We start from the raw sequence: 23,740 nt of genomic DNA, 5'->3' as shown, positions 1-23,740 counted from the left end.
TTGAAACTGTTTAACAGAGGAGTTTGTGTGGTTTAGCTACACTCCCTGACCTGTTGTCTGTGGGAACGCCTGTATGTCGCTGAGTATGCGCCTGTTTGCCATCATGATCCTGTACCTGATGCCGGCCACCGCTCTGCCGGATTCTCCGCCATCCGACATGAAATGCCCGGTTCTGGAAGCGACAGATAGCCAAGCCAGACAATCGCTTATGCACTACATCTGCTTTTACAGTGCGGGGCCCGGTGATCCCGCCCACGACGCAGTAAGGCCGGATGAATTGCCAGACGGCCTGGCCTGGACTCCCGCCATGGGTCACGATCTGGTGTTCAGTCACACCAACTCGGTGTACTGGGTACATCTGAACGTAAAAAACTCGGGACCGGCCCAGGATCTCTGGTACCTGAAACTCAATTATCCTCTGCTTGACGAAGTCTCGTTCTGGCAATCCGGCAACGGCCAGTATGATCGCCTCAAAACCGGCGACCAGTACCCTTTCAAATCAAGGGGCATAGACTACCGCTATTTCCTCCTCCCCGTCACGCTCGCCCCGGGCGAATCCCGCGCGATAACCCTGCGAATCAGAAGCAGCGGGGCCCTCAACGTGCCACTGAGCTTCGAAACCCCGGAACAGGTGATTGCCCAGAGCAATCACCTGACTCTCACCCACGGTCTGTTTTACGGAGCCCTGCTCGTATTTGCGGTTTTCAATATCCTGCTGTTCTTCAGCTCGGGCACAGTCCCATACTTCTACAATGCGTTTTATATGGCAGCCATGGGGCTGTTCATGTTCTCAATGGGGGGTTTTGCCAACCAGTACTTCTGGCCAGACAGTGCCGGTTTTGCCAACACATCTATCCCGCTGGCCCTCGCTTTGTGCGCCCTCTCCATGACTCTGTTCGGCCGCTCATTCCTGGAAGTGGAGAAACAAACAGTTGCCGAAAACGTGCTCAAGGCGCTGGCCTGGCTCTGCGTTGGATTCCTGATATTTACCGTGATTCTTCCATACAACAAAACCATCCTGCTCAATACAGTATTGGCCCTGACTGTCATTTCCAGCCTGTTTTTCATCGCAATAGTGCGCTGGCGCCAGGGCTACCAGCCGGCCATGTGGTATGTGCTTGCGTGGCTGATCATGTTGATAGGCGGACTTGTCTATGCGCTGGCTGCCTTCGGATACCTGGCAGATTTTCTCGCCCGGGAATCCCTTATGCAGGTCGCGGTTGGCGGGCAGGTAATACTGCTGAACTATGCCATGGTTCAACGTTGGCGCCTGTTGAACGAGAAGTTGCTGGCCGTTGAGCACAACGCCCGGACAGATCTGGAGTTCAAGGTCCACGAGCGTACGGCCCAGCTGAGGAATACGATGAGAGAACTTGAACAGGCCAACCGGCAATTAGCCACTCTCAGCCTCAATGACGCCTTGACCGGACTCCATAATCGCAGGCACATGGACAACATTCTGCCTGAACTCTGCGCCGAATCTCGTCGAACAGGCCAGCCGTTTACGCTGGCACTGATTGATGCAGACCACTTCAAGGTCGTTAACGACACCTGGGGCCACAGCTTCGGCGATACCTGCCTTCAGCTTATTGCGGAAATCCTGACCGGGCATGTAAAGCGCCCGCGGGATATTGCCATCCGGTTTGGTGGAGAAGAATTCGCCTTGCTCCTGCCAGGTACAGATGTCGAAGGCGCCCTCAAGGTTTGCCAGGAGATTCTTCACGAGGCAGCGACCACCTCGTTAACCGCCCCCGACGGGGCCGACGCCAGCATTACTCTGAGCGCGGGTGTTGCGGCGCTCAACTACGGCGAGGGGCAGAGCGACTTATTTGCAAGGGCGGATGAGGCGCTTTATCAGGCTAAGGCCGGAGGGCGTAACCGGGTGATCGTGTCGGAAACCATACCTGCGGACTGACCTCAGCGCTTGAGATGCTGATCCACAAAGTGTCTGGTTTCCTTGGCGGCTTCAAAAATCAGATGCCTCTGACTGCTGTTCTGCCGGGCCAGCGGCTGAAAATCATGATTGCCCCCTTCAAGCCAGTGCACTTTTATCCCGCTCATTTCTGACTCCACCTCCACCAGCTCTTCCCGTTTCCCGAACGGATCCCGGGTGCCCTGAACCACCAGCATCGGACAGGTCAGTTGACTGAAATGCCCGGTGCGCCACCGATCTGGCTTACCCGGGGGATGAAACGGATAACCAAAACAGGCGACGCCGTCAATACCGGTGCGCTCGCTGGCCAGAATACTGGCCATGCGGCCGCCCATGGACTTCCCACCTACAAGCAGCAGACATTCAGTGCCAACCTCCTGCCGAACCTTATCCACAGCCTCCGAAAACCGCTCCAACAGCTTTGGCTGACGATCCGGCGGCCGTTTCTTGCCATCATCCCGACGTTTCTGCATGTAGAGAAATTCAAAACGCGCACTGGGAATGCCATTTTGGTCGAGCGCTTCAGCCAGCTCCTTCATAAACGGAGAATCAGCCGGTGCACCCGCCCCATGAGCCAGAATCATTACAACTTCAGTGCCTTTTTCATATCCTTTGGTCTTAATCAATTCCATTGCATGCACCTCGGCTTTTAAAGGGACTATCATTAGACCGCAGGCAACAGCATATTCCCACGCGAAAAGACCCCAAAATTGAAACAGGGAAGAGTGCCATGTTGCTGATTTAGGCGCATTTGACAGGGTTCAGGAGTTGACCTGAGTCATTGCAAAGAGCTTAGGGTTTCTCCATACTTGCGCCCGCATATTCCCCCATTTTAAACCCATTGGTAAGGCTATGAGCACAGTAAATGCAAACCTGACATACAACTACAAGGTGGTGAGACAGTTCGCCATCATGACAGTGGTATGGGGTATTGTAGGTATGGCGCTGGGTGTGTTGATTGCAGCACAGCTGGTCTGGCCGTCCCTCAACCTCGACCTGCCCTTTACCCACTTCGGCCGTCTCCGGCCGCTGCATACCAACGCCGTCATCTTCGGCTTTGGTGGAAGCGCTCTTTTTGCTACCGCTTATTACGTAGTGCAACGTACCTGTCAGGCCCGTTTGATTTCAGACAGCCTGGCAGCGTTCACGTTCTGGGGCTGGCAGGCGATTATTGTATCGGCGGCCATCACCCTGCCAATGGGCCTGACTACGTCCAAGGAATACGCGGAGCTCGAGTGGCCCATCGATATCGCCATTGCGGTCGTCTGGGTTGTCTACGCACTCGTATTCTTCGGCACCGTCATGAAGCGCAGCACGCCACACATCTATGTGGCTAACTGGTTCTACGGCGCCTTCATTATTACCGTTGCCGTGCTGCATATTGGTAACAACCTTGCCCTGCCTGTATCAGCGTTCAAGTCCTACTCCGCTTATGCCGGTGTGACTGACGCCATGATGCAGTGGTGGTATGGCCATAATGCGGTAGGCTTCTTCCTGACGGCTGGTTTCCTCGGCATGATGTACTACTTCGTTCCGAAGCAGGCCGAGCGACCGGTATATTCCTACCGCCTTTCCATCGTTCACTTTTGGGCCCTGATCGCGACCTATGTATGGGCCGGCGGCCATCACCTGCACTACTCTGCCCTGCCTGACTGGGCCCAGACTGCTGGCATGGTCATGTCCCTGATTCTTCTGGCTCCGTCCTGGGGCGGTATGATCAACGGCATGATGACCCTGTCCGGTGCCTGGCACAAGCTGCGTACAGACCCGATCCTGCGCTTCCTCGTTGTTTCCCTGTCCTTCTACGGTATGTCCACGTTTGAAGGTCCGATGATGTCCATCAAGACCGTCAACGCTCTGTCCCACAACACGGACTGGACCATCGGTCACGTTCACTCTGGCGCCCTGGGCTGGGTAGCAATGATCAGTATCGGTGCGGTTTATCACCTGATTCCCAAACTGTGGGGCCTGCAGGCAATGTACAGCACTGCCCTGATCAACGTTCACTTCTGGCTCGCAACCGTGGGCACCGTACTCTACATCGTTGCCATGTGGGTCAACGGAATCATGCAGGGCCTGATGTGGCGTGCAGTGAACGAAGACGGCACGCTTACCTACAGCTTTGTTGAAGCGCTGGAAGCGTCTTATCCGGGCTACTTCGTCCGCTTCCTGGGTGGCGTCATCTTCCTGAGCGGCATGCTGTTCATGGCCTACAACGTGTACATGACCGTTCGCCAGAAGCAGGCGGTTGCGCAGGACAACGCAGCAGTTCAGGCGGCGTAACGGGAGAGAGACCAGATGAAACACGAAACTATTGAAAAGAACATTGGTCTGATGATCGTTCTGATCATCCTGACCATTAGCGGCGGCTTCCTGGTTGAAGTTGTCCCACTGTTCTTCCTGAAGCAGACAAATGAGCCGGTGGAGGGCCTGGAGCCCTACTCCGCACTGGCACTGGAAGGCCGGGACATCTACATCCGCGAAGGCTGCCACGTGTGCCATACGCAGCAAATTCGTCCGTTCCGGGCAGAAACCGAGCGCTATGGCCACTACTCCGTTGCGGGCGAGTTTGTTTATGACCGCCCGTTCCTGTGGGGCTCCAAGCGCACCGGTCCGGATCTTGCCCGCGTTGGTGGTCGTTACTCGGATGCATGGCAGCGCCAGCACCTGTACAACCCCCGCAGTGTAGTGCCGGAATCCAATATGCCCGCTTTCCCCTGGCTGTTTGAGGATCGTGTGGACCACACTCAGATCACTGCAAAGATGGAAACCCTGCAGACTCTGGGCGTGCCGTACACCGATGAGCAGATTGCCAATGCAGCATCGGAAATTGAAGGCAAATTTGAAATCGAGGCTCTGGTCGCATACCTGCAACAGCTGGGTACTGTGATTTCAGACAAACGGTGATCCCATGGATTTAAACGAGCTACGCGGTATTCACACCCTTCTGGTCATGGCGGTCTTCCTTGGCATCGTCTGGTGGGCATATAGCGCACACCGTAAGAAAGCCAACGACGAGGCAGCACACCTGCCGTTCGACGATGACGAAGTTGGAAAGCGTACTCTCGAACAGGAAAAAACGGAGAAGAAACAATGAGTACCTTCTGGAGCGTCTGGATCAGCGTGATCGTGCTCGGTACTGTTTTTGGCTGTGTATGGCTTCTGTGGTCAACCCGAAAGAGCCAGACCACGGACGTGGAAACAGACCGGACAATGGGCCATTCCTTCGACGGAATTGAGGAGTATGATAATCCTCTGCCGAAGTGGTGGTTCTATCTATTCCTCGCAACCTGCGTGTTCGCGTTGGGCTATCTGGCCCTCTACCCGGGTCTCGGCAACTGGAAGGGCCTGTTGGGCTGGACCTCCCAAAATCAGTGGGAAGCAGAAGTCGCTGCCGCTGAAGAGAAATATGGTGAGATCTACGCACAATACGGGAGTACGCCGGTAGTTGAGCTGTCTGCCAACGAGGATGCACTGAAGATTGGTCAGCGTTTGTTTGCCAACAACTGTGCCGTATGCCACGGCTCTGCGGCCCGAGGCCAGGTTGGCTTCCCCAACCTGACAGATGACGATTGGCTATATGGCGGTACGCCCGATGCCATTCTTGAGACGCTGCATAATGGTCGGATGGGTAACATGCCTGCTAAAGGTGTAATGCCCAACATGACCGGCGAGCAGGTTGATCAGGTTGTGAACTACGTGCTCAGCTTTAGCGGTCGTGAGAAGGATGCCGAAGCAGCCGAAGCCGGGAAAGCCGTATTTGCACAGGGCTGCGCGGCCTGTCATGGCGCGGATGGCAAAGGCATGGAGTCTGTCGGTGCGCCTAACCTTACCGATAACACCTGGCTTTATGGTTCCACTTACAAATGGATCAAGGAAACCGTAATGAACGGGCGTCAGAACCAGATGCCGGCTCAGGGCGGTCGCCTCTCCGACGATCAGATTCAGATCCTGGCAGCGTACGTTTACAGCTTGTCGAACTGAGTCTTCCGGCCGGGGTTTTCCCCGGCCTGGTCTGTTCAACCCTGTGTCTGCTCCATCGCGGGCACAGGCTTGAAAAGATCAGCAGCCCTTTCCGGGCCAGCTCCCCCGCTCTATCATTTCATCGGGAGGTAACGATGAGCAGTGAGATTCCGGTCAAGCAGGTTGACCCGTCCTCTGATTCCTCCGACAAAAACAACAAAACCGGAACTGTAGAACTCTACGCCAGCCGCAAAAAGATTTACGTAAAGGAAGTCAAAGGTTTCTTCCAGCGTATCCGCAATGTCAGTCTTCTGATGTTGATGGGCATGTATTTTCTGTTTGTGTGGCTGACGCTGGACGGCCAGCCGCTCATCCACTTTGACCTCCCCGCCCGGGAATTCCATCTCTACGGCATGACCTTCTACCCCAAGGATTTCATCCTTCTGTCCGGGATGCTGATCATCTGCGCCTTTGGCCTGTTCTTCGTCACTACCCTGTTTGGACGGGTCTGGTGTGGTTATACCTGCCCGCAAACCGTGTGGACATTCATTTTTATGTGGGTTGAGGAGCGCATTGAGGGTAGCCGGAACAAGCGCATGAAGCTCGACAAGGCACCCGGCTCGGCGGAGAAAATGGCAAAGAAGTCAGCCAAACATATAGCCTGGCTTTTGATTGCACTCGCAACGGGTCTGACCTTTGTTGGTTATTTTTATCCGATTCGGGAGCTGATCGCGGACCTGTTTACTCTGCAGGCCAACGGCTGGGCTTATTTCTGGGTCGCCTTTTTCACCGTCGCCACCTACCTTAACGCCGGCTGGATGCGTGAACAGGTTTGCCTGTATATGTGCCCGTACGCCCGCTTTCAGTCGGTGATGTTCGACCCCAACACACGAGTCGTTTCATACGACCCTAATCGTGGTGAGCCCCGCGGTGGCCGAAAGAAAGGCGTAGACCCGGCCGAGGCCGGCCTCGGTGACTGCATCGACTGTGGCCAGTGTGTTCAGGTTTGCCCCACCGGTATTGATATCCGTGATGGCCTCCAATACGAATGCATCGGTTGTGCCCTGTGTATTGATGCCTGCGACGAAATCATGGACAAGATGAATTACCCCAGAGGGCTTATCCGCTATACCACGGAAAATGAGCTCGAGGGCAAGACCTCCAAATTGCTACGCCCGCGAACCTTTGGCTATGGTGCCGTACTATCACTGATGATTGGAGCCATTGTATTCACGATTGCCACCCGCGTACCGGCACAAATGGATGCCCTCCGGGACCGGGGTGCGCTCTTCAGTTTTAACGGCCAGGGCCGTATTGAGAACTCCTACACCCTGAAAATCGCCAACATGACGGAGGTCCCGCAGACCTTCTCACTGTCGGTGAGTGGCCTCGAGGACATTCAGATTCTGACAAAGACATCCGTCACTGTAGAAAGCGGAGAAAACCGTGCGTTACCGACCGTGGTCGATGTGCCGCCTGAATCTATAAACGAGTCCAACAATGAAATACGTTTCCGGGCCGAATCGACAACCGATAATTCCCTGAAGCTGGAAACTGAAAGCCGATTTGTCGGTCCAACGCAATAATCGATATTGCGGCAACCACACTGTTTTTTGACGAGATTGAGTAATATGACCGAACAAGCTCCTGTAGCACCCTGGTATCGCCAGCCCTGGTTCTGGTTTCTGACCATTTTCCCCCTGGCGGCTATTATCTGGTGCACTGTCATGATCATCGTTGCGACCAACATGAAAGATACGATGGTGACAGACGATTACTCCAAGGCAGGTCGCGGAATCAACCTCGAGATAGCCCGGGATCAAAAAGCGGCTGATCTGGGGATCGTGGCACAACTCAACTTTGATAGCCGCGCTGTTTCCCTGGACCTGAATACTGAAAGCGGTCCTGCCGATTTTCCGTATCTGGTATTGAACCTTTTCCACCCAACCCTGGCAGACAGGGACAGAACGATTCAATTCCAGAGAACCGGAACCGGGCATTACAGGGGGCAAATGCTGGAGGACATCAACGGTCGCTGGTATTACGACCTGCGTGGCCCTGACAATGAGTGGCGACTGAAAGGTGAAGCCCAGCTGCCTGCCCAGAACGGGATCACCGTCCGTGCAGAAGGTTCTGCCCGAGGGTGACCCCCCTGGAATGCTTTCATTGCGGCGAACCGGCGACCGGCGATCCGCCCATTACTCTCGAACTGAATGGTGAAGCCCGGCACTTCTGTTGCCAGGGCTGCAAGGCTGTTTGTGAAACCATTCATACCGAGGGGCTGAACGGGTTCTATGACTTTCGCACCGAGCCCGCAGTCACCCCACGCCAGTTAACCTCCTCCGAGCTTGGCCGCCTCAGGGAACTGGATCACCCTGTGGTCCAGGACTCTTTCGTGTCCCCTGTTAAAGGTGGCCAGGAAGCCCAGTTGCTTATTGGCGGGATCACCTGCGCCGCCTGCATCTGGTTGCTGGAAAACCACATGAAAAAGCAGCCGGGCGTGCTGACCTTTTCAGTGAATCATACAACCCAACGAGCCCGCCTGATCTGGGCTCAGGATAAGGTCAGGCTGAGCGACCTGCTCATCGCCATACACGAACTTGGCTATACTGCCCGGCCCTATCAGCCAGACGAGGTAGAACAGGCGCTTAAAGCGGAACATCGCTCCATGCTCATCAGGCTGACCCTCGCAGGTATCGGTTCCTTTCAAAGCATGATGCTGGCCTTTCCGCTCTATTTCGACATGGTGAATGACATTTCACCGGAGTTTGTCGTTTTCTTTCGCTGGTTCAGCCTGCTGATCGCCACTCCGGTGGTTTTCTACAGCGCGCGTCCCTTCTTTCGCAACGCCCGCCGGGACATAACTAGCCGACAACTTACCATGGACGTCCCGGTTGCCATTGCCATCGGCCTTGCGTATCTGGCCAGTACCTGGGTGACAGTTTTCGGTGGCGAGGAAGTCTACTTCGAGTCCGTGTGCATGTTTACCTTCTTCCTGCTACTGGGCCGCTACGTTGAAGTGCAGGCACGTTACCGGGCGGGGCTGACAGGTAATGCACTGGCTGGCTTTCATCCTACGGTCGCAGCCCGGGTGGAAGGCAGTCAGACGGATATCGTGCCGGCCCACCAGATTAGGCCGGGCGACATTGTTCGAATCCGTCCAGGCGAAACCCTGCCCATTGACGGGGAAATCATTCGTGGCCAATCCACTCTGAATGAAGCCGCTCTTACCGGAGAATACCTTCCGGAAACACGATCACCGGGTGATATCGTTCACGCTGGCAGCATTAACGGGGAAAACCCGCTCGACGTGCGCGTCAACAAGGCAGGCGCACAGACTCGGCTTTCAGGCATACTTCGTGTGCTCGACCGGGTTCAGGCCGAAAAGCCACCCGTAGCCCGAATGGCGGACCGGATCGCGGGAAAGTTTGTCGGGCGGGTTCTGATTCTCGCGCCGATTGTCTGGGTTGGATGGTGGCTGGCAGGAGCGAATAACGCCTTCGACATTACCCTTTCAGTACTGGTTGTCACCTGCCCCTGTGCCCTTTCCCTCGCGACGCCTACGGCGATCACCTCGGCAACGGTAAAGCTGAGACGACTGGGCTTTCTGCCCACCCGTGGTCACACACTGGAATCGATGAACACCATCGACACCATTATTTTCGACAAAACCGGCACTCTGACAAAAGGCGAACTGAGCCTTATCGGACAGCAGACATTCGGCAGTCTGGATGAGTCAGCATGCCTGAAGTTGGCAGCAGGGCTGGAGAAACACTCGGAACATCCTGTCGCGCGGGTTTTCCACTCCCGCCCTTCAGCAGCGATAGAGCAGGTAGAAAACTTTCTCGGTGGCGGTCTGTCGGGCATGCTTGACGGGCAGATTTTCTACATCGGCCACAAGGAATTTATTCAGGATCGAATCCAGGCGCCTGCACCTGACTCCATGAGTCATCAGGGCATGGAAATCTGGCTGGCGTCTGATCAGGAATGGCTCGCCAGTTTCAGGCTTGATGACGAGCCCAGAGAAGATGCTGCAAGCGCAATCAAAGCCCTGCGGGAAGCCGGGATCCGAACCATTCTGCTAAGTGGGGACCGGTCTGGCCATGTCGCTGAAGTGGCCAGGACTCTGGGTATTGAGGAGGCGATTGGTCAGGCATCACCGGAACAAAAACTGGAAGTACTGGAAAAACTCAGAAACGAAGGCCGTAGCATCATGATGGTTGGGGATGGCCTGAACGATCTACCCTCTATGGCCGGTGCAGGGATTTCAGTTGCGATGGGCACCGCAGCAGACCTTACCCAACTCAAGGCCGATGCAGTTTTGCTGAATGGGCAGCTCATGCAACTGGTTGAAGCTTTGAAAACCAGTCGTCAGACCCGAAAGGTTATCCGCCAGAACCTTGTCTGGGCCCTGGTCTATAACGTATGCGCTCTGCCCCTGGCTGCGGCTGGCATGGTCCCTCCCTGGCTTGCCGCCATCGGTATGTCCCTCAGCTCGTTGGTCGTAGTACTGAACGCCCTCCGGCTTGGCAGAGCACCAGCTCAAGAGGTGGCTCAAGACAAGCCAGCAGTTGGCGCTCAGGCGCTGTCCTGATACCTTACCCCCATACTTTATCCGCCTCAGCGAGGTCTGCCGTGCAAATTGTAATGATCCTGGTTCCGCTCGTGCTGATTGTAGTGGCCCTGGGCATTGTCCTGTTTTCGTGGGCCGTCAAGAACGGCCAGTACGACGACCTGGAAGGTCCTGCTCATCGGATTCTCTATGACGATGACAAAGACATGATTCCGGACGAAGCACGTACTGATAAACCCTCTGCGAAAGATCAGCAAAACACGACGGACGCCGGTGACCCGGACCAGGAACCTCCGAAAAGCTGATGGCACCGGAACTCTACCTCAGCTATCCCAGTGCATTTTTGATTGGCCTGCTCGGGAGTACCCATTGCCTGGGTATGTGCGGCGGCATCAGTGCATCACTGTCCATGGCTCTGCCGGTAGGCAGAGGCTTCCGATTCCGCCAGACACTGATGTTGCTCGCGTTCAACTTCGGCCGGATTGCCAGTTACGCGCTGATTGCTGCCCTGGTGGCGCTCTTGAGCACTTCTGCTGCCAGCCAGTGGGCAGACCTCGGACTGGTACTGCGCAGCATTGCCGGCCTGCTGCTGATTTTTATGGGGCTCTCCATGGGGCAGTGGTGGCAGGGTATCCGGTATGTCGAGAAACTGGGTGCGCCCGTCTGGAAACGCCTTTCCCCGCTCACACGGCGGTTTTTGCCCGTCAATCACGTCGGCCAGGCGTTGGCGCTCGGGATACTCTGGGGCTGGCTGCCTTGCGGACTCATCTACAGCACGCTTGGGTGGGCTGCATTGCAACCTACGGTAGGTTCGGCGTCCCTGACCATGGTGTTCTTCGGGCTGGGTACCCTGCCATCCATGCTGGCTACCGGCTACGCTGCCAACTGGGTACGCGGACTTCAAAGCCACTCGTTCGTCCGTAAGGTGACCGGCGGCCTGCTGATTCTGTTTGGGCTCTGGACAATGCCCCTGAGGGCTTTAACAGGTTTTTGAAAACAGGGCCTGAAAGCCCTCTCTCAAAGACCCCCAGTCTCTCTTCCTAGATATTCAGCACATCCAGACGGCCAAAGCTCGAGCTTTCCTCGGGATCCGCCGTCTCAACAGCCTGGCGCTTCCCACCCAGTCGCTTACCTTCCCGGAAATCATACAGATCGGTGTCCGCAAGATGCGAAGGCTCAACGTTGCACATAGCCCGAAACATGGTTTCAAGGCGCCCCGGATGTTGCTTGTCCCAGGACTGGAACATGTCCTTGATCACCTGGCGTTGAAGGTTTTCCTGGGAACCGCACAGGTTGCAGGGAATGATCGGAAACTCCCGTAGCGCGGCATACCGTGCAATATCCTTCTCCCGGCTGAACGCCAGCGGCCGGATGACGGTGTTGCGCCCATCGTCACTGTGCAACACAGGGGGCATGGACTTGAGCTTGCCACCGTAGAACATGTTCAGGAACAGGGTTTCCAGCAAATCATCACGATGATGGCCCAGCGCGATCTTGGTCACACCATGCTCTTCAGCAAAATTATAGAGGATCCCACGACGTAGTCGGGAGCACAGACCGCAGGTAGTCTTCCCTTCTGGTACTTTTTCCTTAACAATACTGTAGGTGTCCTTCTCGATGATGTGATACTCGATACCCAGGGCTTTCAGGTACTCGGGCAACACTTCCTCAGGGAACCCCGGCTGCTTCTGGTCCAGGTTGACCGCAATCAGATCGAAAGAAACCGGTGCGCTTTTCTGCAGGTTGAGCAGAATGTCCAGCATGGCATAGGAATCCTTGCCACCAGACAGACAGCACATAACCTTGTCTCCGGCTTCAATCATCGAGAATTCAGCAATAGCCTGGCCGACTTCACGGCGCAGACGTTTCTGCAGTTTGTTCAGCTCCAGTTTCTGGCTGCGCTCAAACTCAGCGGTCTGAGACTGTTCGGGACTGGCTATCATGGCTTCGGACATACCAACTACGTTCACAGGATAAATGAGCGTGGGATTATACGCGTCACATGGATTCAGGGACAGGATGCCAACATGGATATGTTGCAGTCGAAAGAAGCAATCACCGGAAAACGGGAACTTAACCGGGCCCGAAACCGCAACGCCATTCTTGATGCGGCCCGGGAATGTTTTCGGGAACAAGGCTACGACAACTCCACCATCCGGGACATTGTCCGTCACACTGGTCTGGCTGCGGGCACCTTCTATAATTATTTCTCAAGCAAACAGGATATTTTCGCGGCCCTGCTGACGGATTTTCTGGCCCGTCTCAACGACAATCTGATCCAGAACCGGCGCGCTGCAGATAGCAGAGAAGACTTTATCCATTACGCCTATCTATCGCTGTACACAGCCACCGCCCGCGACCCGCTCGTCTACGAGTTGGCGCACCGTAATGACCGGGCCCTGCGCGAGCTCTTTGGCTCCGATATTCTGGGACTGGCGATGTTATCGCTTGAAGAAGACTTGAGAAAAGCCATGAAGCGCGGCTTGTTACCCGAGCTGGACCACGAGTACCTGTGCGCCGCATTCTTCGGGGTTGCCTATGAAATGAGCCTCGCGGTTGCACGCCGGGCTCGTCAGGCACCGGAAACCGCTGACCGGGAAGCCCTCCTGGCGACCCGTTTCTCCACCGCCATGTTTATGGGCGGGATCCCCGAACTCTCCGCCCTTTCCTGATCGCGCCCAGTCCCCTACCATGGGTCCATGGCGAACTTCACTTCTGGCCCGAAAATACCGCGGGTCCATCAAAGCGACAGCGACGCTGTGCTGGAACAGCAAATTCAGCATATGCTGGTAGCCGTTGAGCATGAGCTGCGTCGCGCTCCGGCAGGCATCAACGAGCTGGGGCTGATCAAGTCGTTGCAGCAACCGCCATGGCAACTGATTGGCGAGGTTCGGTTCAACGAGCCGGAAAACCTCTATCCGGTACATTTTCTGCTGTTTCACGTACTTTATAGGTTACGCGACCAGCTTGCCGAAACGGGGGAAATCCTCGTCATCTCCCCCCTCAACATCCGCCTTTCGGTTGCAGATGTGGTTGGTGGCCTTGGCATGCCCGATAGCCTGGACAGCCTCAGGCAGTTCTATCTGGATCTCTCCCAGTACCGCCTCCCGGAAGATGCAATACAGAGGATGATGGACGATTTCTGGACCGGCAGGCAGGGCATTGCACCAGAGCACTCAGAGACTCTGGCTGCGGCAGAAAGCCTCGGCTTTGACGGCATGCCAGAGAGCTTTCCGGAAGTGAAGAAACGATTTCGAAGGGCTGTCATGCAGTCGCACCCCGACCGCGGGGGGGATACCGAAACCATCCAGAGGCTCAATCACGCATTTTCAGTGCTCAAAACTCATTTCCGCCTGATCAGTTGAGCAGAGATCACGCTGGTTTTCATAACCATTTCAAAGGACACCCCATGGCCAAACGAACCTTTCTGAATCTATCGATATTTATTGTGCTGACAACCATCGCACTCGGTTCTCGAGCTGACCTCGCGGTGCTCCAATATCATCATGTCAGTGATTCCACACCCCACTCCACCAGCACATCGGTTTCACTTTTCGAGGCACAGATGCAGTTTATCCGGGAGACCGGACTGTCAGTCGTACCACTGCAGGCAGGCACCTCAGAGGCCCTTGATGGCGAAAATACCGGAAACAACCGGGTTGCGATAACGTTCGACGATGCCTACGACTCCGTTTACTCCTCAGCAGCACCGATGCTGGCCGAATATGGCTTCCCCTATACTATATTCGTAAACACCTCTGCCGTAGGCGGGTCTGGATATATGACCTGGGAGCAGCTCTCCACGCTCACAGAACAGGACGGAGTAACCATTGCAAACCACAGTGCCGATCATGGCCACCTGGCCAGAAAGCCGAACGAATCCCAAAACGAATGGCGAAAAAGAGTCAGGCACAGCCTGGATGATGCCCAGACCCAGCTGAGTGCAAAGCTTGGAACAGATGCCCCGATGTTCGCCTACCCCTATGGAGAGTTTGATGAGGCTCTGGAGGGCATGATCTCCGATAGAGGCTGGTACGGTTATGGCCAACAAAGCGGGCCCATCGGTGAAAGCTCCGGTAAAACCAGGTTGCCACGCTTCCCTATGGCCAACGCTTATGGTCAGCTCGACAGTCTGGAAAACAAACTTCGAAGCAAGGCACTTCCAGTCGACGCAAAGACGCTCCCTGACGGAGTTATCAACTCAAATCCTCCGCTACTGTCCCTGAATCTGCCTGCCGATATGACGGCCTCAAGGCTCACTTGTTTTGCGTCCGGAATGGGTCGGATCGAATTCAGCGAAACGGCGGAGGGCCCGGTTCAGGTTCAGGCACCAAAGGCATTCAACAGCCGACGCTTCCGTTACAACTGCACGTACCCTGCCGGCAACGGTCGTTTTTATTGGCTATCACAGCAATGGCTGGACCTGAGCCAACCGGAGGACTGAGTGTTGCGGATCAGTCCTCCTCTGCCATCATCAGACCGATTTCACCGTCGGACACGTGAGGAATGGCTTGTGGCCCCTGCCTTGTTTCTATGACTTCCTGGCCATCAAGGTCCTGATCCCGGGTGAAGAATACAATCCAACGCTCCCCCTGGCCCGGGAATACAGGTATCCATGACTCAAGAAAGCCCCTACGGTGCCAGTTTTCAGGCTCATACTTGCCGATCAGATCTGTCACGAGTCGGACCGGGGCAAAATTCCGGTCCAGAAACAACAGGGATGGCACGAACACGCCGCCTTTGGCATAAGAGCGCATACGCATAATGAAATCCGGATGCGTGATTACACTGGACAGAGCGACCAGCTGATAGGGACTTTGGCCCGTTATGAAGTCATGAACGGGGGAATCGTCGGTGATATTGATACCAAACTCACGGCCCTGCTGCCATTCCTCGTGATCCCTTGTGTCCAGCCCCTGACAACAGGACCTGGAAAAGCGGGTAAAGAAGTCCTCTGCACCAGACTCAATACCCAGAACGGCAAACGCGTCGGGATCACTGCCTGAGACGGGCTCTGCGAGCTTCATGTCCGGACCGGCATGATAGATACTGGCTGGTGTTAGTTCGATGGGAGCCGGCGCCTGCCCCTTTTCGTTATCCGTGCGAGTATCCGGCTCGTAATAACTGACCCGGACATTACCGTCTGCATCTCGCCAGGTGAAGTAAGGCTGTCGCTCACCCGGACGAACATATCCATCCTTTGCAAGCTGATCCGCGTCCGGGTAGTTTTCAAGAGTGTATTCGGATTGCTCTTCCAGCGTTCGGGATGCCCCGCCCCCGACAGACTGACCCATCGTTTCTTTTTCCTCTGGCGCTGCGCTCTGCTTTGGTGGCCGATTACTGACGGTTTCCAGTTTTTTTGCCGAATCCCTTTCAGTCGACTCCACAATGGGTGAGTAACGCACTCGGCCCTGTTCATCCACCCAGGTGAAATAACCTTCTCGATCGGAAACGGCCGAGCCACCTACCTGGCAACCGCCGGCCAGAACGGCCATTACAGAGAGTACTGCTGATCTCATAATCACGCTGGTTTTCATGGCGTCAACTATCCCATCTTTCGGGGCCGGCACTCAGAACCTGGTGCGGAAGCTCAGACCCGCCATCACAACCCGGAGGGAAGTTTTGACATCCAGCCCGGCATAGGGGTTGTAAATTATATTGGTGATATTGTCGCAGTTCAGGTTACAGCTGGTATCTGCCGGAATGGTTTCGATGGAATGCAGGTAGCTGAGATTCATATCAATCTCGGTATTCTTGTCCCATTTATAGCCCATACCAATGCTGTAGAGGTTAGCGCCACCAAAGGGTGCCATCACCTGGCGCTGGTCATCGGGGATAACTGAATCCCGGATTTCAACGCCGGCCCTGAGATCCAGTCGGGATGAGGCGTGGAACTCAGCTCCAAAAGCCCAGTTCCACTGGCTTTTGAAGCCTAGAGGAAGCCTAAGGGTATTGGGCGTGGCGTTTTCAGGAGACAGAATCCTTGCGGCATTCAGGAACTCCAGATTGCGATCAAAGCGAAAGACAAAGGCGTCCCACTGCTCGTAATCGGTCCAACCAATATCGGCATTCAACGTCAGCTTCGGGTGGACATCGACACTGATACCGGTCTGGAAGTGCTGTGGATACACCAGATCCATACTTACGTTGCCCGCTTCTCTCGGGGCCCCCGAGGGCAAACTGAGAATGGCTGAAGTAATGGCACCGAGTACCGAGCCGTTAACACTCTGCCAGAATCCGGACCAGTCGTCGGTATACTGGATTTCAAAGGTGCCCTTCATGTTCATTTCAGCTTCGGAGGTATAGCTCGCCCCCCAGCTGAACCAGTCTGTAGGCTCCCACATGACACCCAGAGCATAAGTCGGCGACAGGGTTTCCTGAACATTGATGCTCAGAGCACCGATATCATCCCATGGGCCAACGTTACCACCGCACAGGGCCAGCCATGGCTGAAGCGGTTCATCACCACTTTCACAGTTGAAGGCGTCCTGAAGAATCTCTGCAACCCCGAGAAGCAGGTTTGGGGCACGCATATACTGGTCGGCCGCAATCCCCATATGGGACAGATGGATGCCCGCACCAACTGACCACTCGTCGTTAATTTCATAGCCAACAGTTGGTGAAAGATAGGTTGTCCTCTGTAGAGCCGTTGCCTGTGGTTGATAACGCCCGGGATCATCTTTATCCCGGTAGAATCCTGCTGCCAACGGCAAATAGAATGCATTGGCGAAGGTCAGTTTGGAGCCTGGAGGGTTGATGCTGATACCGGCAGATGGAGCGAGCGCCGGGCCGGGAGGTGTTCTCAGGATGCCGAAGCCGGGAACGTAAAGGGCCACGTTATTGGTATGGCTGTGGGTATTTGCCACCGGGTCTTTCTGCTTCCCTGTCAGAGGGTCGGTTTCCAGTCCATCAATGCCAAAAATTTCGTACCCGTCTGGCGCGATAAAGTCAGCATCTATATCCAGATAGACGCTCATCAGGTTCACTTCCAGCTGACGACCATCCAGTTTGGTCAGGCCAGCCGGATTGTAGTGAATCGCCATTATTCCCGGGGGATCCGCCGTTACGGCATTACCCAGAGCGAGGGCCTTCGGGTGAATAGTGAGATTCTGCGCAAGCTGAGCCTCGGCACCACATGAGATGGTCGCGGCAATCAAAGCCCCGAGAATCTGACGCTTGTGGCTATTTTTTCCCATGAAGTCCTTCCCTTCCCGTAAAACGTCGTCCGCACCAATCACTCTTTAAGGCCAGAGAAATTAATGGGCAGGGATACACCCAGGGAAAAGTCCGGGGCATCCTCGGTCAGACCAATACCGAGACTGGTATTCACTATGGTGGTGTCACTGACACGAGTTCCGAGGGACATGCTCAGGAAACCGGTCATCTGGTCCTGGGCAATGGCCTGCTCACCATTACTGAATGTGAGGGTGGTTTCATCGCTGTAGCTGATCTGCGCTGAAATACTCAGGGATATATCGTAGGAGAGCGAGTAAGCAAAACCGGCAGAGCCTGACAACCCAAAGCCCGGATCTACCTCTTCCAGCAATCGGGCACCACGAACCTGTTGCAGGTCCTTGGCAGGAAGATTATAGGTTGCACTCAATGAACCAAAAACAACGACAGGATCCAGCACCTTGGAAAGGCTCGCGCCGCCGCCAATGGAGTAGTATCCGCTACCAGTGGAAAGCTGCTCCTTAATATCGATTTCATAGGGGCTGACGCCGGTTTTGGTGGTCAGTGTGCCAAAAAACGTTGTAGACATTTTCCCGGGCACATACGCAAATGGTTGCCAGCGTCCGGTGAACGAGATATCACCAAAGTCATAAACGTTGAGCTCGTCCTCGGTGTCGTATTTGACCACCAGAGGCACCCGCGTCCCGATGGTGAGGTTATCCAGAAAACCATAGTCGTAGGAAAAGGAATTCGTAAAATTATGGGTGGCAGATGGCACCACATCGAGATTCCTGACCGAACCTCCGGTAATCGCAAGGTCGAGTCGTTGGTCGGCGGTGTAGGAATAATCAAATGAATAGTTCAGGGAGTGAGTACCCTTTTTTTGCAGGGAGTAGTTTTTTTCTGCAGCCTGAAAAACTTCTTCCAGCTGACGGGAGGAATCCTCATCGCCCTCCTGTTTTGCCAGCGCCTCCCGCGCCTGGTCCACACTTCCTTCCTGCGCCAGGGCCATGCCTGGAAGCAGACCTGCCGTGGAAACAAGGATAAGGCCTCGCACAAACCAACGATTCATCCTGACTCCCTTAATTTTATTTGTAGTGTTCCTGATCCAGGTCTGTTGACCCGGAGAATTAGTTTCGACGGTAATACAGTTGCTTCCGGGTGTTCTCGACACTGCCGTCGGGATTGTTCTTCTGACGCTCCAGAAGATTCTGAATACGTCTTTCTGTGGCCTCGTGAAACGCAGGAATCCTTTCCAGCGCCAACAGGGTCATGGTCTGGTCGTCAACAAAACGTAGGTCTTCTTCTTTCAATTCCAGGTTATCGAGGGGCTTGTCGCTGCCCGGGAACACGATGAAAAGGACGTTGTCGTCCCACTTTTCCTCAAACTGGGGAAGCGGAAAGGAAATGTTGCCTACTGACGGATCCGCCATATAGACACGGCCATCCCGGATGGAGCGCAACACGACAAAGTGTTTGAAGCCTGCGTGGTGAATAGGGACTATCGCGGGGTGATCGAGGTCCTTCAAATCATCAATGGTCGCCCGAAAGCCACCGGAGGGATAACCGAGCGCCGTCACAAGCCGCTTCATATCCAGCATGGAAAATGCACGGCGCTCTACAATTCGCTCACTTTCACCATAATGCAGCAAGCCCTCCATGACTTGTCGCTCCGACAGCGTCCGGCCAAGGTAATAATTCAGAACCGTCGTCAGCGCAGCACTCCCACAACTGTAGTCATAGGCCTGGCGCACGATGTTACGGTACTTCTGCTCCACAAGAGGCTCGACCCGCACATCAGAGCGCAGTTTCACCGGACCGGAGTCCACGTCCTGTTCAATGACGACAGTGCCTTTCTCGAAAGGCTCAACCACAGTCGCTTCCTGCACCATGGTGAATGTAAGAATGGATCCGGCGAGAACCAGCAGCATGTCAGACGAAGCCCCTGTTTTTATTGGCTATGACATTTATAGGGTTACATGTTGTTACGGTAAGATACCGAAAACACTGCCGGCTTAAAGATAACTGTGCCTCAAATCTGCCGCTGCAGAAGGGGCCTGAAGAAATGGATTTGAGAACTGATTCAAGGCCTCAGGGATTGAGGCCTGCTCGCGAGTTCATGCAGTCATATAGAGTTGGCTTTCGACTGTCAGACAGTGAATACCAGGCCAAGCAGGCCATAGCACATCAGGGTGACAACCACGATGCCAACCAGGTTGAGGGCAAAGCCGGCGCTGATCATGTCGCTGATTCTCATATGTCCGGAGGAAAACACGATTGCATTGGGCGGTGTCGCAACCGGCATCATAAAGGCACAGCTAGCGGCCACGGCAGCAGGCACGGTCAGTAGAATCGGCGATACGCCCTGTGACATGGCGAGAGCTCCAAGCAGGGGTAAAAACGCCGCTGCAGTCGCCGTGTTGCTGGTGACTTCAGTCAGGAAAATGATCACGCCGGCGACCAGCGCGATCATGGCCAGAGTGGGCAAAATGCCTGCAGCGCCCAGACTTCCGGCAATCCATTCGGCCAGGCCGGAACTGCTGATAACCCCGGCCATGGCCAGGCCTCCGCCAAAGAGAAGTAAAACGCCCCAGGGGATCTCCTTGGCGGTTTCCCAGTTCAGAAGAAACACCCGTTCGCGGGTATCCACAGGAGCGATGAACATCACAATGGCAGCTGCGATAGCAATACCAGTATCACTGAGCCAGGGCATCAGATTTGCTGAAAGCAGCGGACGAAAAATCCATGCACTGGCAGTCAGCAGAAACACCAGTCCAACGAGCTTCTCGCCCCTGCTCAATGGGCCCAGGGCTGCCAGCTCGTCACGAATCATCTGCCCACTGTCGCCTTTTTTGCCGAGACCGAAGTCCCGGCGCGTCAACCACCACCACGCGGCAACCAGCATTACTATGGTTATTGGAAGACCCAGCAGCATCCATTGGGCAAACCCGACAGAAATTCCCTGGTTTTCACTCAGATAAGCGGCCAGCAAGGCATTGGGGGGCGTTCCAATCAGGGTCGCGATGCCACCTATGCTCGCTGAATAGGCGATGGCCAGAAGCAGCGAGGTGGCATATCGGCGAGCACCATCCGGATTGGACGCATCCATCATCGCGATGACAGAGAGACCAATCGGAAGCATCATGATTGATGTGGCGGTGTTACTGACCCACATACTGAGAAAGGCCGTGGCCAGCATGAAGCCACCAATCTGGCGTCTTGGCTGATCGCCCACAGCTTTCAGTGTCAGCAATGCAATTCTTCGATGCAGATTCCAGCGCTGCATCGCAAGGCCCAGGGTAAATCCCCCCAAAAAAAGAAATATGATTGGATTGGCGTAAGGAGAGGTTGCTTCACCAATGCTTCCCAACCCCAGTGCCGGCACCAGAACAATAGGAAGAAGTGCAGTTGCCGGTATCGGGATGGCTTCCGTGGACCACCAGGTGGCCATAAGCAACATCATGCCGAGAGCCGCCCAGGCATCGACGCCCATGGTTTGAGGGGGTGGCAAAATGAGTGTGACCAGCAGAAACATTGGACCCAAAACCAGGCCAATCACTTGGCTTTTGGGGAGACCTTTGGGACGGGTTTCGGAGGTTTCAGTCATAAATAATGCCAGTCAGATAAGGAATAAACTTTTTTCAGTGTCGGGCGAGCGCCGCAATCTGGCGATCCTGGAATCGCCTGAGCAACACCAGAGCCAGGATGGCGCCTGAAAGCGCCCACGCCATGTCGGACTGGGTATCCCAGACATACCCCTGGGTTCCCAGAAATGACTCTGCCGCCTCTTCACTGGCCAGTGCAACCCACCATTCAATTAGTTCGTAGAACGCACTGACAGCAAGACAGAAGCAGATAATAAAGAAGGGCGCCCAGCCAGGGCGGGCAAACACTGAAAGCCTGACCACCAGTTCACGCGCGATCAGGGCCGGAACGAAGCCCTGGGCAAAGTGCCCCAGCTTGTCATAATTGTTACGTTCCCAGCTGAACCAGTCGCGGAACCATTCAAACATTGGCACTTCCGCGTAAGTGTAATGCCCTCCCACCATGAGAATAATGGCGTGCACGAGAATCAGCCAATAAACGATGGGCGTCAACGGATAGCGGAACCAGCACCAGATTACCAGCACAAAACCAATAACCGCGGGCAAGACTTCAAGCACCCAGGTTGCCCGGTCTTTCGGCCCAATCCCGGACCAGACCAGAACTGCCAGAAACATGGCCACCCAGACCAGGGCTGCTAATGATATCCGAAACATAACACCCGTCCCACCAACTGATTCATTGCGCACCGATGCGGGTGTTGCCACTCAAACCTGAGGAACATCAGCAGGAAACAGCCCGAAGAAAGCGCCCGAACCCGGTCTCCTTCCCCAGGCCCGGCTCTATCTGCTCATCCGTCACTGCCGGGCGCCCATTAATCAGCACATGCCTGACGCATCCCTGAACCCGGTTGACCATTCGTTCCAGACCAAAATTCTCCATCTCAGCCCAGTTTACCTCCTCCAGATCCTGTTTTAGCCCGCCTGGATCCAGTATTACAATGTCTGCCCGATCGCCCTCCCGGATGTGGCCGGCATCGATACCAAGCCAGTCAGCCTGTTCCCCGGTGAGGCGATGCACGGCTCTTTCCAGCGACATGATCGGATCACCTTGCTGATCGCTTTCCTGAACAAGTTTCAGAAATCGAAGCGGGAGGTTGTAGAAGGCCATGTTGCGAATATGGGCACCCGCATCCGAGAAGGTGATCAGGGCATGGGGACTTTTCACCATCTGGCGAAGCCGTTCCTTGCGATGGTTGCCTATGACGGTAAACCATCTCAGCGCGGGCCCATGCTTGACCACCATATCCAGAAAGAAGTCCACCACATGTATACCGCGTTCAGCTGCCAGCTCCGCAAAGTTGTGACCAACCAGTGAGCTGTCCGGGCAACCAAGGATAACGGCGTCGCCGAAATCCCGCTGCCAGACTCGTGGCGACAGTTTCTGCTTGTAGAATTTGCGGAAAGTCCGGCGATAACTCTCATCCTTCAGAAGCTCATTCCGCTCCAGCTGGTCCCGGACATCCAGTGCCATTTCTCCTGCCCCGAATTCCTCGAACAGCACAATATCCATACCATCGGCATAAATGGTGAAAGGCGTCGGAAGGAGCTGCCACCGGAAATTGCCCCGGAAGGCGTTGGCGATCCAGCCAACCAGGTTGGCCATTGGCCGTACGGTCGGGTTGCCTTTTAGATCGATCATGGCAATGAGCGTCGTTTTAAGCGGTTTCCGGAACCAGCCAAGCGTTTCTCTCAGATACTGGGTCACCTGCAGCGGGTTGGCGGCATTGGGCGCACCCTGATGAACGCGACCGTATCGACGCAGCAACCGGTTCAACCGACTCACCTCGCCCCAGCGCGCGTAAGTGCTCGGCAGGCTTTTCGACCACTCCCGGTCACCATCCACTTTGTCCCATTTCAGGCACATGGTCGACAACCCCAGAAACCCCTCTTGCAGCGCCTCCTCGAGAAGCTGCTCCATACGCTCCTGCTCTGCTGCTGTCGGCTTTATGTTTCGATCCGTGGCCCGGTGCAGCCCCATAACCGCGGTCCGCAAATCGCTGTGCCCGAGAAAGCTGATCACATTGGGTCCCAGTGGATGCCGGCTGATAAATTCAACCCACTCCGAGGGCGTGCCCCAGCTTTTATTGCGCTTGAGAATCGGAAGCACTTTTTCCCGGGGCACTGTTTCCACCCGGGTAAAAATATCCGACGCATCCTCTGCGCCGGAGCAAACCATACTCAACGAGCAGCTGCCGATCAAAACGGTTGTCACACCGTGGCGCACGGATTCCGAAAGAGACGGAGCAACAATCAGTTCGGCGTCGTAGTGGGTATGAGTATCGAGGAATCCAGGCGTAACCCAACATCCTTCTGCATCAATCACCCGGTTTGCCAGCCCCAGATCGGGCTCGGATTCAAAAACCCGCGCAATCCGACCATCGCGGATGGCAACATTGGCAATACGGGAAGGAGAACCGGTGCCATCAAAGTAACGCCCGCCAGTAATAAGGGTGTCGTACTGTCTCACAGGGCAGACTCCTCACTTGTTGTTTT

At 55.2% G+C, this 23,740-nt stretch carries 22 protein-coding genes; 13 read left to right on the top strand and 9 right to left on the bottom strand.

From position 1 onward, the window contains the following. The first annotated feature begins 73 nt into the window (after positions 1–73). Entirely contained in the window at positions 74–1,915 is a 1,842-nt protein-coding gene (locus tag KFJ24_RS04400) for a sensor domain-containing diguanylate cyclase (protein ID WP_250829861.1), read from the top strand. Positions 1,916–1,917: 2 nt separating this feature from the next. Here the strand turns inward: KFJ24_RS04400 and KFJ24_RS04395 are convergent, their stop codons facing one another. Beyond that, positions 1,918–2,565 (bottom strand): alpha/beta family hydrolase, encoded by a 648-nt coding sequence (locus tag KFJ24_RS04395; RefSeq protein ID WP_250829860.1) that lies wholly within the window; start codon positions 2,563–2,565, stop codon positions 1,918–1,920. A 220-nt stretch (positions 2,566–2,785) separates the two neighbouring features. On the opposite strand from KFJ24_RS04395, the gene ccoN reads away from it, so the two are divergent. From ccoN to KFJ24_RS04350, 9 genes are all read left to right on the top strand, one after another. Next, positions 2,786–4,216, top strand: a complete 1,431-nt coding sequence (gene ccoN, locus KFJ24_RS04390) for a cytochrome-c oxidase, cbb3-type subunit I (RefSeq protein ID WP_250829859.1) — start codon at positions 2,786–2,788, stop codon at positions 4,214–4,216. 15 nt (positions 4,217–4,231) lie between these two features. Beyond that, entirely contained in the window at positions 4,232–4,840 is a 609-nt protein-coding gene (gene ccoO, locus KFJ24_RS04385; RefSeq protein WP_250829858.1) for a cytochrome-c oxidase, cbb3-type subunit II, read from the top strand. Between the two features lie 4 nt (positions 4,841–4,844). Continuing rightward, positions 4,845–5,030 (top strand): cbb3-type cytochrome oxidase subunit 3, encoded by a 186-nt coding sequence (locus tag KFJ24_RS04380; protein ID WP_250829857.1) that lies wholly within the window; start codon positions 4,845–4,847, stop codon positions 5,028–5,030. Next, positions 5,027–5,917 carry a cytochrome-c oxidase, cbb3-type subunit III gene (gene ccoP / locus KFJ24_RS04375; RefSeq protein WP_250829856.1) on the top strand — a complete coding sequence of 297 codons (891 nt, stop codon included), beginning with the start codon at positions 5,027–5,029 and terminating at the stop codon, positions 5,915–5,917. Before KFJ24_RS04380 ends, ccoP begins: the two co-directional genes overlap by 4 nt. A 134-nt stretch (positions 5,918–6,051) precedes the next feature. Continuing rightward, complete coding sequence (ccoG, locus tag KFJ24_RS04370; protein ID WP_250829855.1) at positions 6,052–7,482, top strand: cytochrome c oxidase accessory protein CcoG; 1,431 nt, start codon at positions 6,052–6,054, stop codon at positions 7,480–7,482. Positions 7,483–7,527: 45 nt separating this feature from the next. Next, the gene (locus KFJ24_RS04365; RefSeq protein WP_250829854.1) at positions 7,528–8,043 is read left to right on the top strand and encodes a FixH family protein; all 516 of its coding nucleotides are present in this window, start codon (positions 7,528–7,530) and stop codon (positions 8,041–8,043) included. Beyond that, a complete protein-coding gene (locus tag KFJ24_RS04360; RefSeq protein ID WP_250829853.1) occupies positions 8,040–10,490 on the top strand; it encodes a heavy metal translocating P-type ATPase in 2,451 nt (816 codons plus the stop codon). Before KFJ24_RS04365 ends, KFJ24_RS04360 begins: the two co-directional genes overlap by 4 nt. Positions 10,491–10,531: 41 nt before the next feature. Continuing rightward, the gene (gene ccoS, locus KFJ24_RS04355; protein ID WP_250829852.1) at positions 10,532–10,774 is read left to right on the top strand and encodes a cbb3-type cytochrome oxidase assembly protein CcoS; all 243 of its coding nucleotides are present in this window, start codon (positions 10,532–10,534) and stop codon (positions 10,772–10,774) included. After that, positions 10,774–11,463: a sulfite exporter TauE/SafE family protein gene (locus KFJ24_RS04350; protein ID WP_250829851.1), complete on the top strand. Its 690-nt coding sequence runs from the start codon at positions 10,774–10,776 to the stop codon at positions 11,461–11,463. Before ccoS ends, KFJ24_RS04350 begins: the two co-directional genes overlap by 1 nt. Before the next feature lie 46 nt (positions 11,464–11,509). Here the strand turns inward: KFJ24_RS04350 and ttcA are convergent, their stop codons facing one another. Next, on the bottom strand, positions 11,510–12,424 hold the full coding sequence (gene ttcA, locus KFJ24_RS04345; RefSeq protein ID WP_250829850.1) for a tRNA 2-thiocytidine(32) synthetase TtcA: 915 nt from the start codon (positions 12,422–12,424) through the stop codon (positions 11,510–11,512). Positions 12,425–12,496: 72 nt separating this feature from the next. On the opposite strand from ttcA, the gene KFJ24_RS04340 reads away from it, so the two are divergent. The 3 genes from KFJ24_RS04340 to KFJ24_RS04330 are packed head-to-tail and all read left to right on the top strand — an operon-like array spanning position 12,497 to position 14,913. Next, positions 12,497–13,141: a TetR/AcrR family transcriptional regulator gene (locus KFJ24_RS04340; protein WP_250829849.1), complete on the top strand. Its 645-nt coding sequence runs from the start codon at positions 12,497–12,499 to the stop codon at positions 13,139–13,141. 27 nt (positions 13,142–13,168) lie between these two features. Then, positions 13,169–13,834, top strand: a complete 666-nt coding sequence (locus tag KFJ24_RS04335) for a DNA-J related domain-containing protein (protein ID WP_250829848.1) — start codon at positions 13,169–13,171, stop codon at positions 13,832–13,834. A 44-nt stretch (positions 13,835–13,878) separates the two neighbouring features. Next, positions 13,879–14,913 carry a polysaccharide deacetylase family protein gene (locus KFJ24_RS04330; protein WP_250829847.1) on the top strand — a complete coding sequence of 345 codons (1,035 nt, stop codon included), beginning with the start codon at positions 13,879–13,881 and terminating at the stop codon, positions 14,911–14,913. Positions 14,914–14,923: 10 nt separating this feature from the next. Here KFJ24_RS04330 and KFJ24_RS04325 read toward each other — a convergent pair whose 3' ends face one another. From KFJ24_RS04325 to KFJ24_RS04295, 7 genes are all read right to left on the bottom strand, one after another. After that, positions 14,924–15,988: a MalM family protein gene (locus KFJ24_RS04325; RefSeq protein ID WP_250829846.1), complete on the bottom strand. Its 1,065-nt coding sequence runs from the start codon at positions 15,986–15,988 to the stop codon at positions 14,924–14,926. A 51-nt stretch (positions 15,989–16,039) separates the two neighbouring features. Then, a complete protein-coding gene (locus tag KFJ24_RS04320; protein WP_250829845.1) occupies positions 16,040–17,665 on the bottom strand; it encodes an OmpP1/FadL family transporter in 1,626 nt (541 codons plus the stop codon). Positions 17,666–17,703: 38 nt separating this feature from the next. After that, the gene (locus tag KFJ24_RS04315) at positions 17,704–18,714 is read right to left on the bottom strand and encodes a transporter (protein WP_250829844.1); all 1,011 of its coding nucleotides are present in this window, start codon (positions 18,712–18,714) and stop codon (positions 17,704–17,706) included. Between the two features lie 58 nt (positions 18,715–18,772). Continuing rightward, positions 18,773–19,573 (bottom strand): C39 family peptidase, encoded by an 801-nt coding sequence (locus KFJ24_RS04310; RefSeq protein ID WP_250829843.1) that lies wholly within the window; start codon positions 19,571–19,573, stop codon positions 18,773–18,775. Positions 19,574–19,791: 218 nt separating this feature from the next. Then, on the bottom strand, positions 19,792–21,249 hold the full coding sequence (locus KFJ24_RS04305) for an SLC13 family permease (protein ID WP_250829842.1): 1,458 nt from the start codon (positions 21,247–21,249) through the stop codon (positions 19,792–19,794). Positions 21,250–21,283: 34 nt separating this feature from the next. Beyond that, complete coding sequence (locus KFJ24_RS04300; protein WP_250829841.1) at positions 21,284–21,901, bottom strand: DUF2238 domain-containing protein; 618 nt, start codon at positions 21,899–21,901, stop codon at positions 21,284–21,286. A gap of 67 nt (positions 21,902–21,968) precedes the next feature. Next, the gene (locus KFJ24_RS04295) at positions 21,969–23,714 is read right to left on the bottom strand and encodes an N-acyl-D-amino-acid deacylase family protein (protein WP_250829840.1); all 1,746 of its coding nucleotides are present in this window, start codon (positions 23,712–23,714) and stop codon (positions 21,969–21,971) included. Between the last annotated feature and the right edge of the window lie 26 nt (positions 23,715–23,740).

It is taken from the genome of Marinobacter sediminum, from assembly GCF_023657445.1.
Classification (GTDB): domain Bacteria; phylum Pseudomonadota; class Gammaproteobacteria; order Pseudomonadales; family Oleiphilaceae; genus Marinobacter; species Marinobacter sediminum_A.
Note: the sequence above shows the minus strand (reverse complement) of the source record. Positions and strands in the feature narration are given on the sequence as shown.

Coding starts and splice junctions, on each gene's coding strand:
- KFJ24_RS04400 (WP_250829861.1), top strand. CDS start 74: ATGTCGCTGAGTATGCGCCTGTTTGCCATCATGATCCTGTACCTGATG.
- KFJ24_RS04395 (WP_250829860.1), bottom strand. CDS start 2,565: ATGGAATTGATTAAGACCAAAGGATATGAAAAAGGCACTGAAGTTGTA.
- ccoN (WP_250829859.1), top strand. CDS start 2,786: ATGAGCACAGTAAATGCAAACCTGACATACAACTACAAGGTGGTGAGA.
- ccoO (WP_250829858.1), top strand. CDS start 4,232: ATGAAACACGAAACTATTGAAAAGAACATTGGTCTGATGATCGTTCTG.
- KFJ24_RS04380 (WP_250829857.1), top strand. CDS start 4,845: ATGGATTTAAACGAGCTACGCGGTATTCACACCCTTCTGGTCATGGCG.
- ccoP (WP_250829856.1), top strand. CDS start 5,027: ATGAGTACCTTCTGGAGCGTCTGGATCAGCGTGATCGTGCTCGGTACT.
- ccoG (WP_250829855.1), top strand. CDS start 6,052: ATGAGCAGTGAGATTCCGGTCAAGCAGGTTGACCCGTCCTCTGATTCC.
- KFJ24_RS04365 (WP_250829854.1), top strand. CDS start 7,528: ATGACCGAACAAGCTCCTGTAGCACCCTGGTATCGCCAGCCCTGGTTC.
- KFJ24_RS04350 (WP_250829851.1), top strand. CDS start 10,774: ATGGCACCGGAACTCTACCTCAGCTATCCCAGTGCATTTTTGATTGGC.
- ttcA (WP_250829850.1), bottom strand. CDS start 12,424: ATGTCCGAAGCCATGATAGCCAGTCCCGAACAGTCTCAGACCGCTGAG.
- KFJ24_RS04340 (WP_250829849.1), top strand. CDS start 12,497: ATGGATATGTTGCAGTCGAAAGAAGCAATCACCGGAAAACGGGAACTT.
- KFJ24_RS04335 (WP_250829848.1), top strand. CDS start 13,169: ATGGCGAACTTCACTTCTGGCCCGAAAATACCGCGGGTCCATCAAAGC.
- KFJ24_RS04330 (WP_250829847.1), top strand. CDS start 13,879: ATGGCCAAACGAACCTTTCTGAATCTATCGATATTTATTGTGCTGACA.
- KFJ24_RS04325 (WP_250829846.1), bottom strand. CDS start 15,988: ATGAGATCAGCAGTACTCTCTGTAATGGCCGTTCTGGCCGGCGGTTGC.
- KFJ24_RS04320 (WP_250829845.1), bottom strand. CDS start 17,665: ATGGGAAAAAATAGCCACAAGCGTCAGATTCTCGGGGCTTTGATTGCC.
- KFJ24_RS04315 (WP_250829844.1), bottom strand. CDS start 18,714: ATGAATCGTTGGTTTGTGCGAGGCCTTATCCTTGTTTCCACGGCAGGT.
- KFJ24_RS04310 (WP_250829843.1), bottom strand. CDS start 19,573: ATGCTGCTGGTTCTCGCCGGATCCATTCTTACATTCACCATGGTGCAG.
- KFJ24_RS04305 (WP_250829842.1), bottom strand. CDS start 21,249: ATGACTGAAACCTCCGAAACCCGTCCCAAAGGTCTCCCCAAAAGCCAA.
- KFJ24_RS04300 (WP_250829841.1), bottom strand. CDS start 21,901: ATGTTTCGGATATCATTAGCAGCCCTGGTCTGGGTGGCCATGTTTCTG.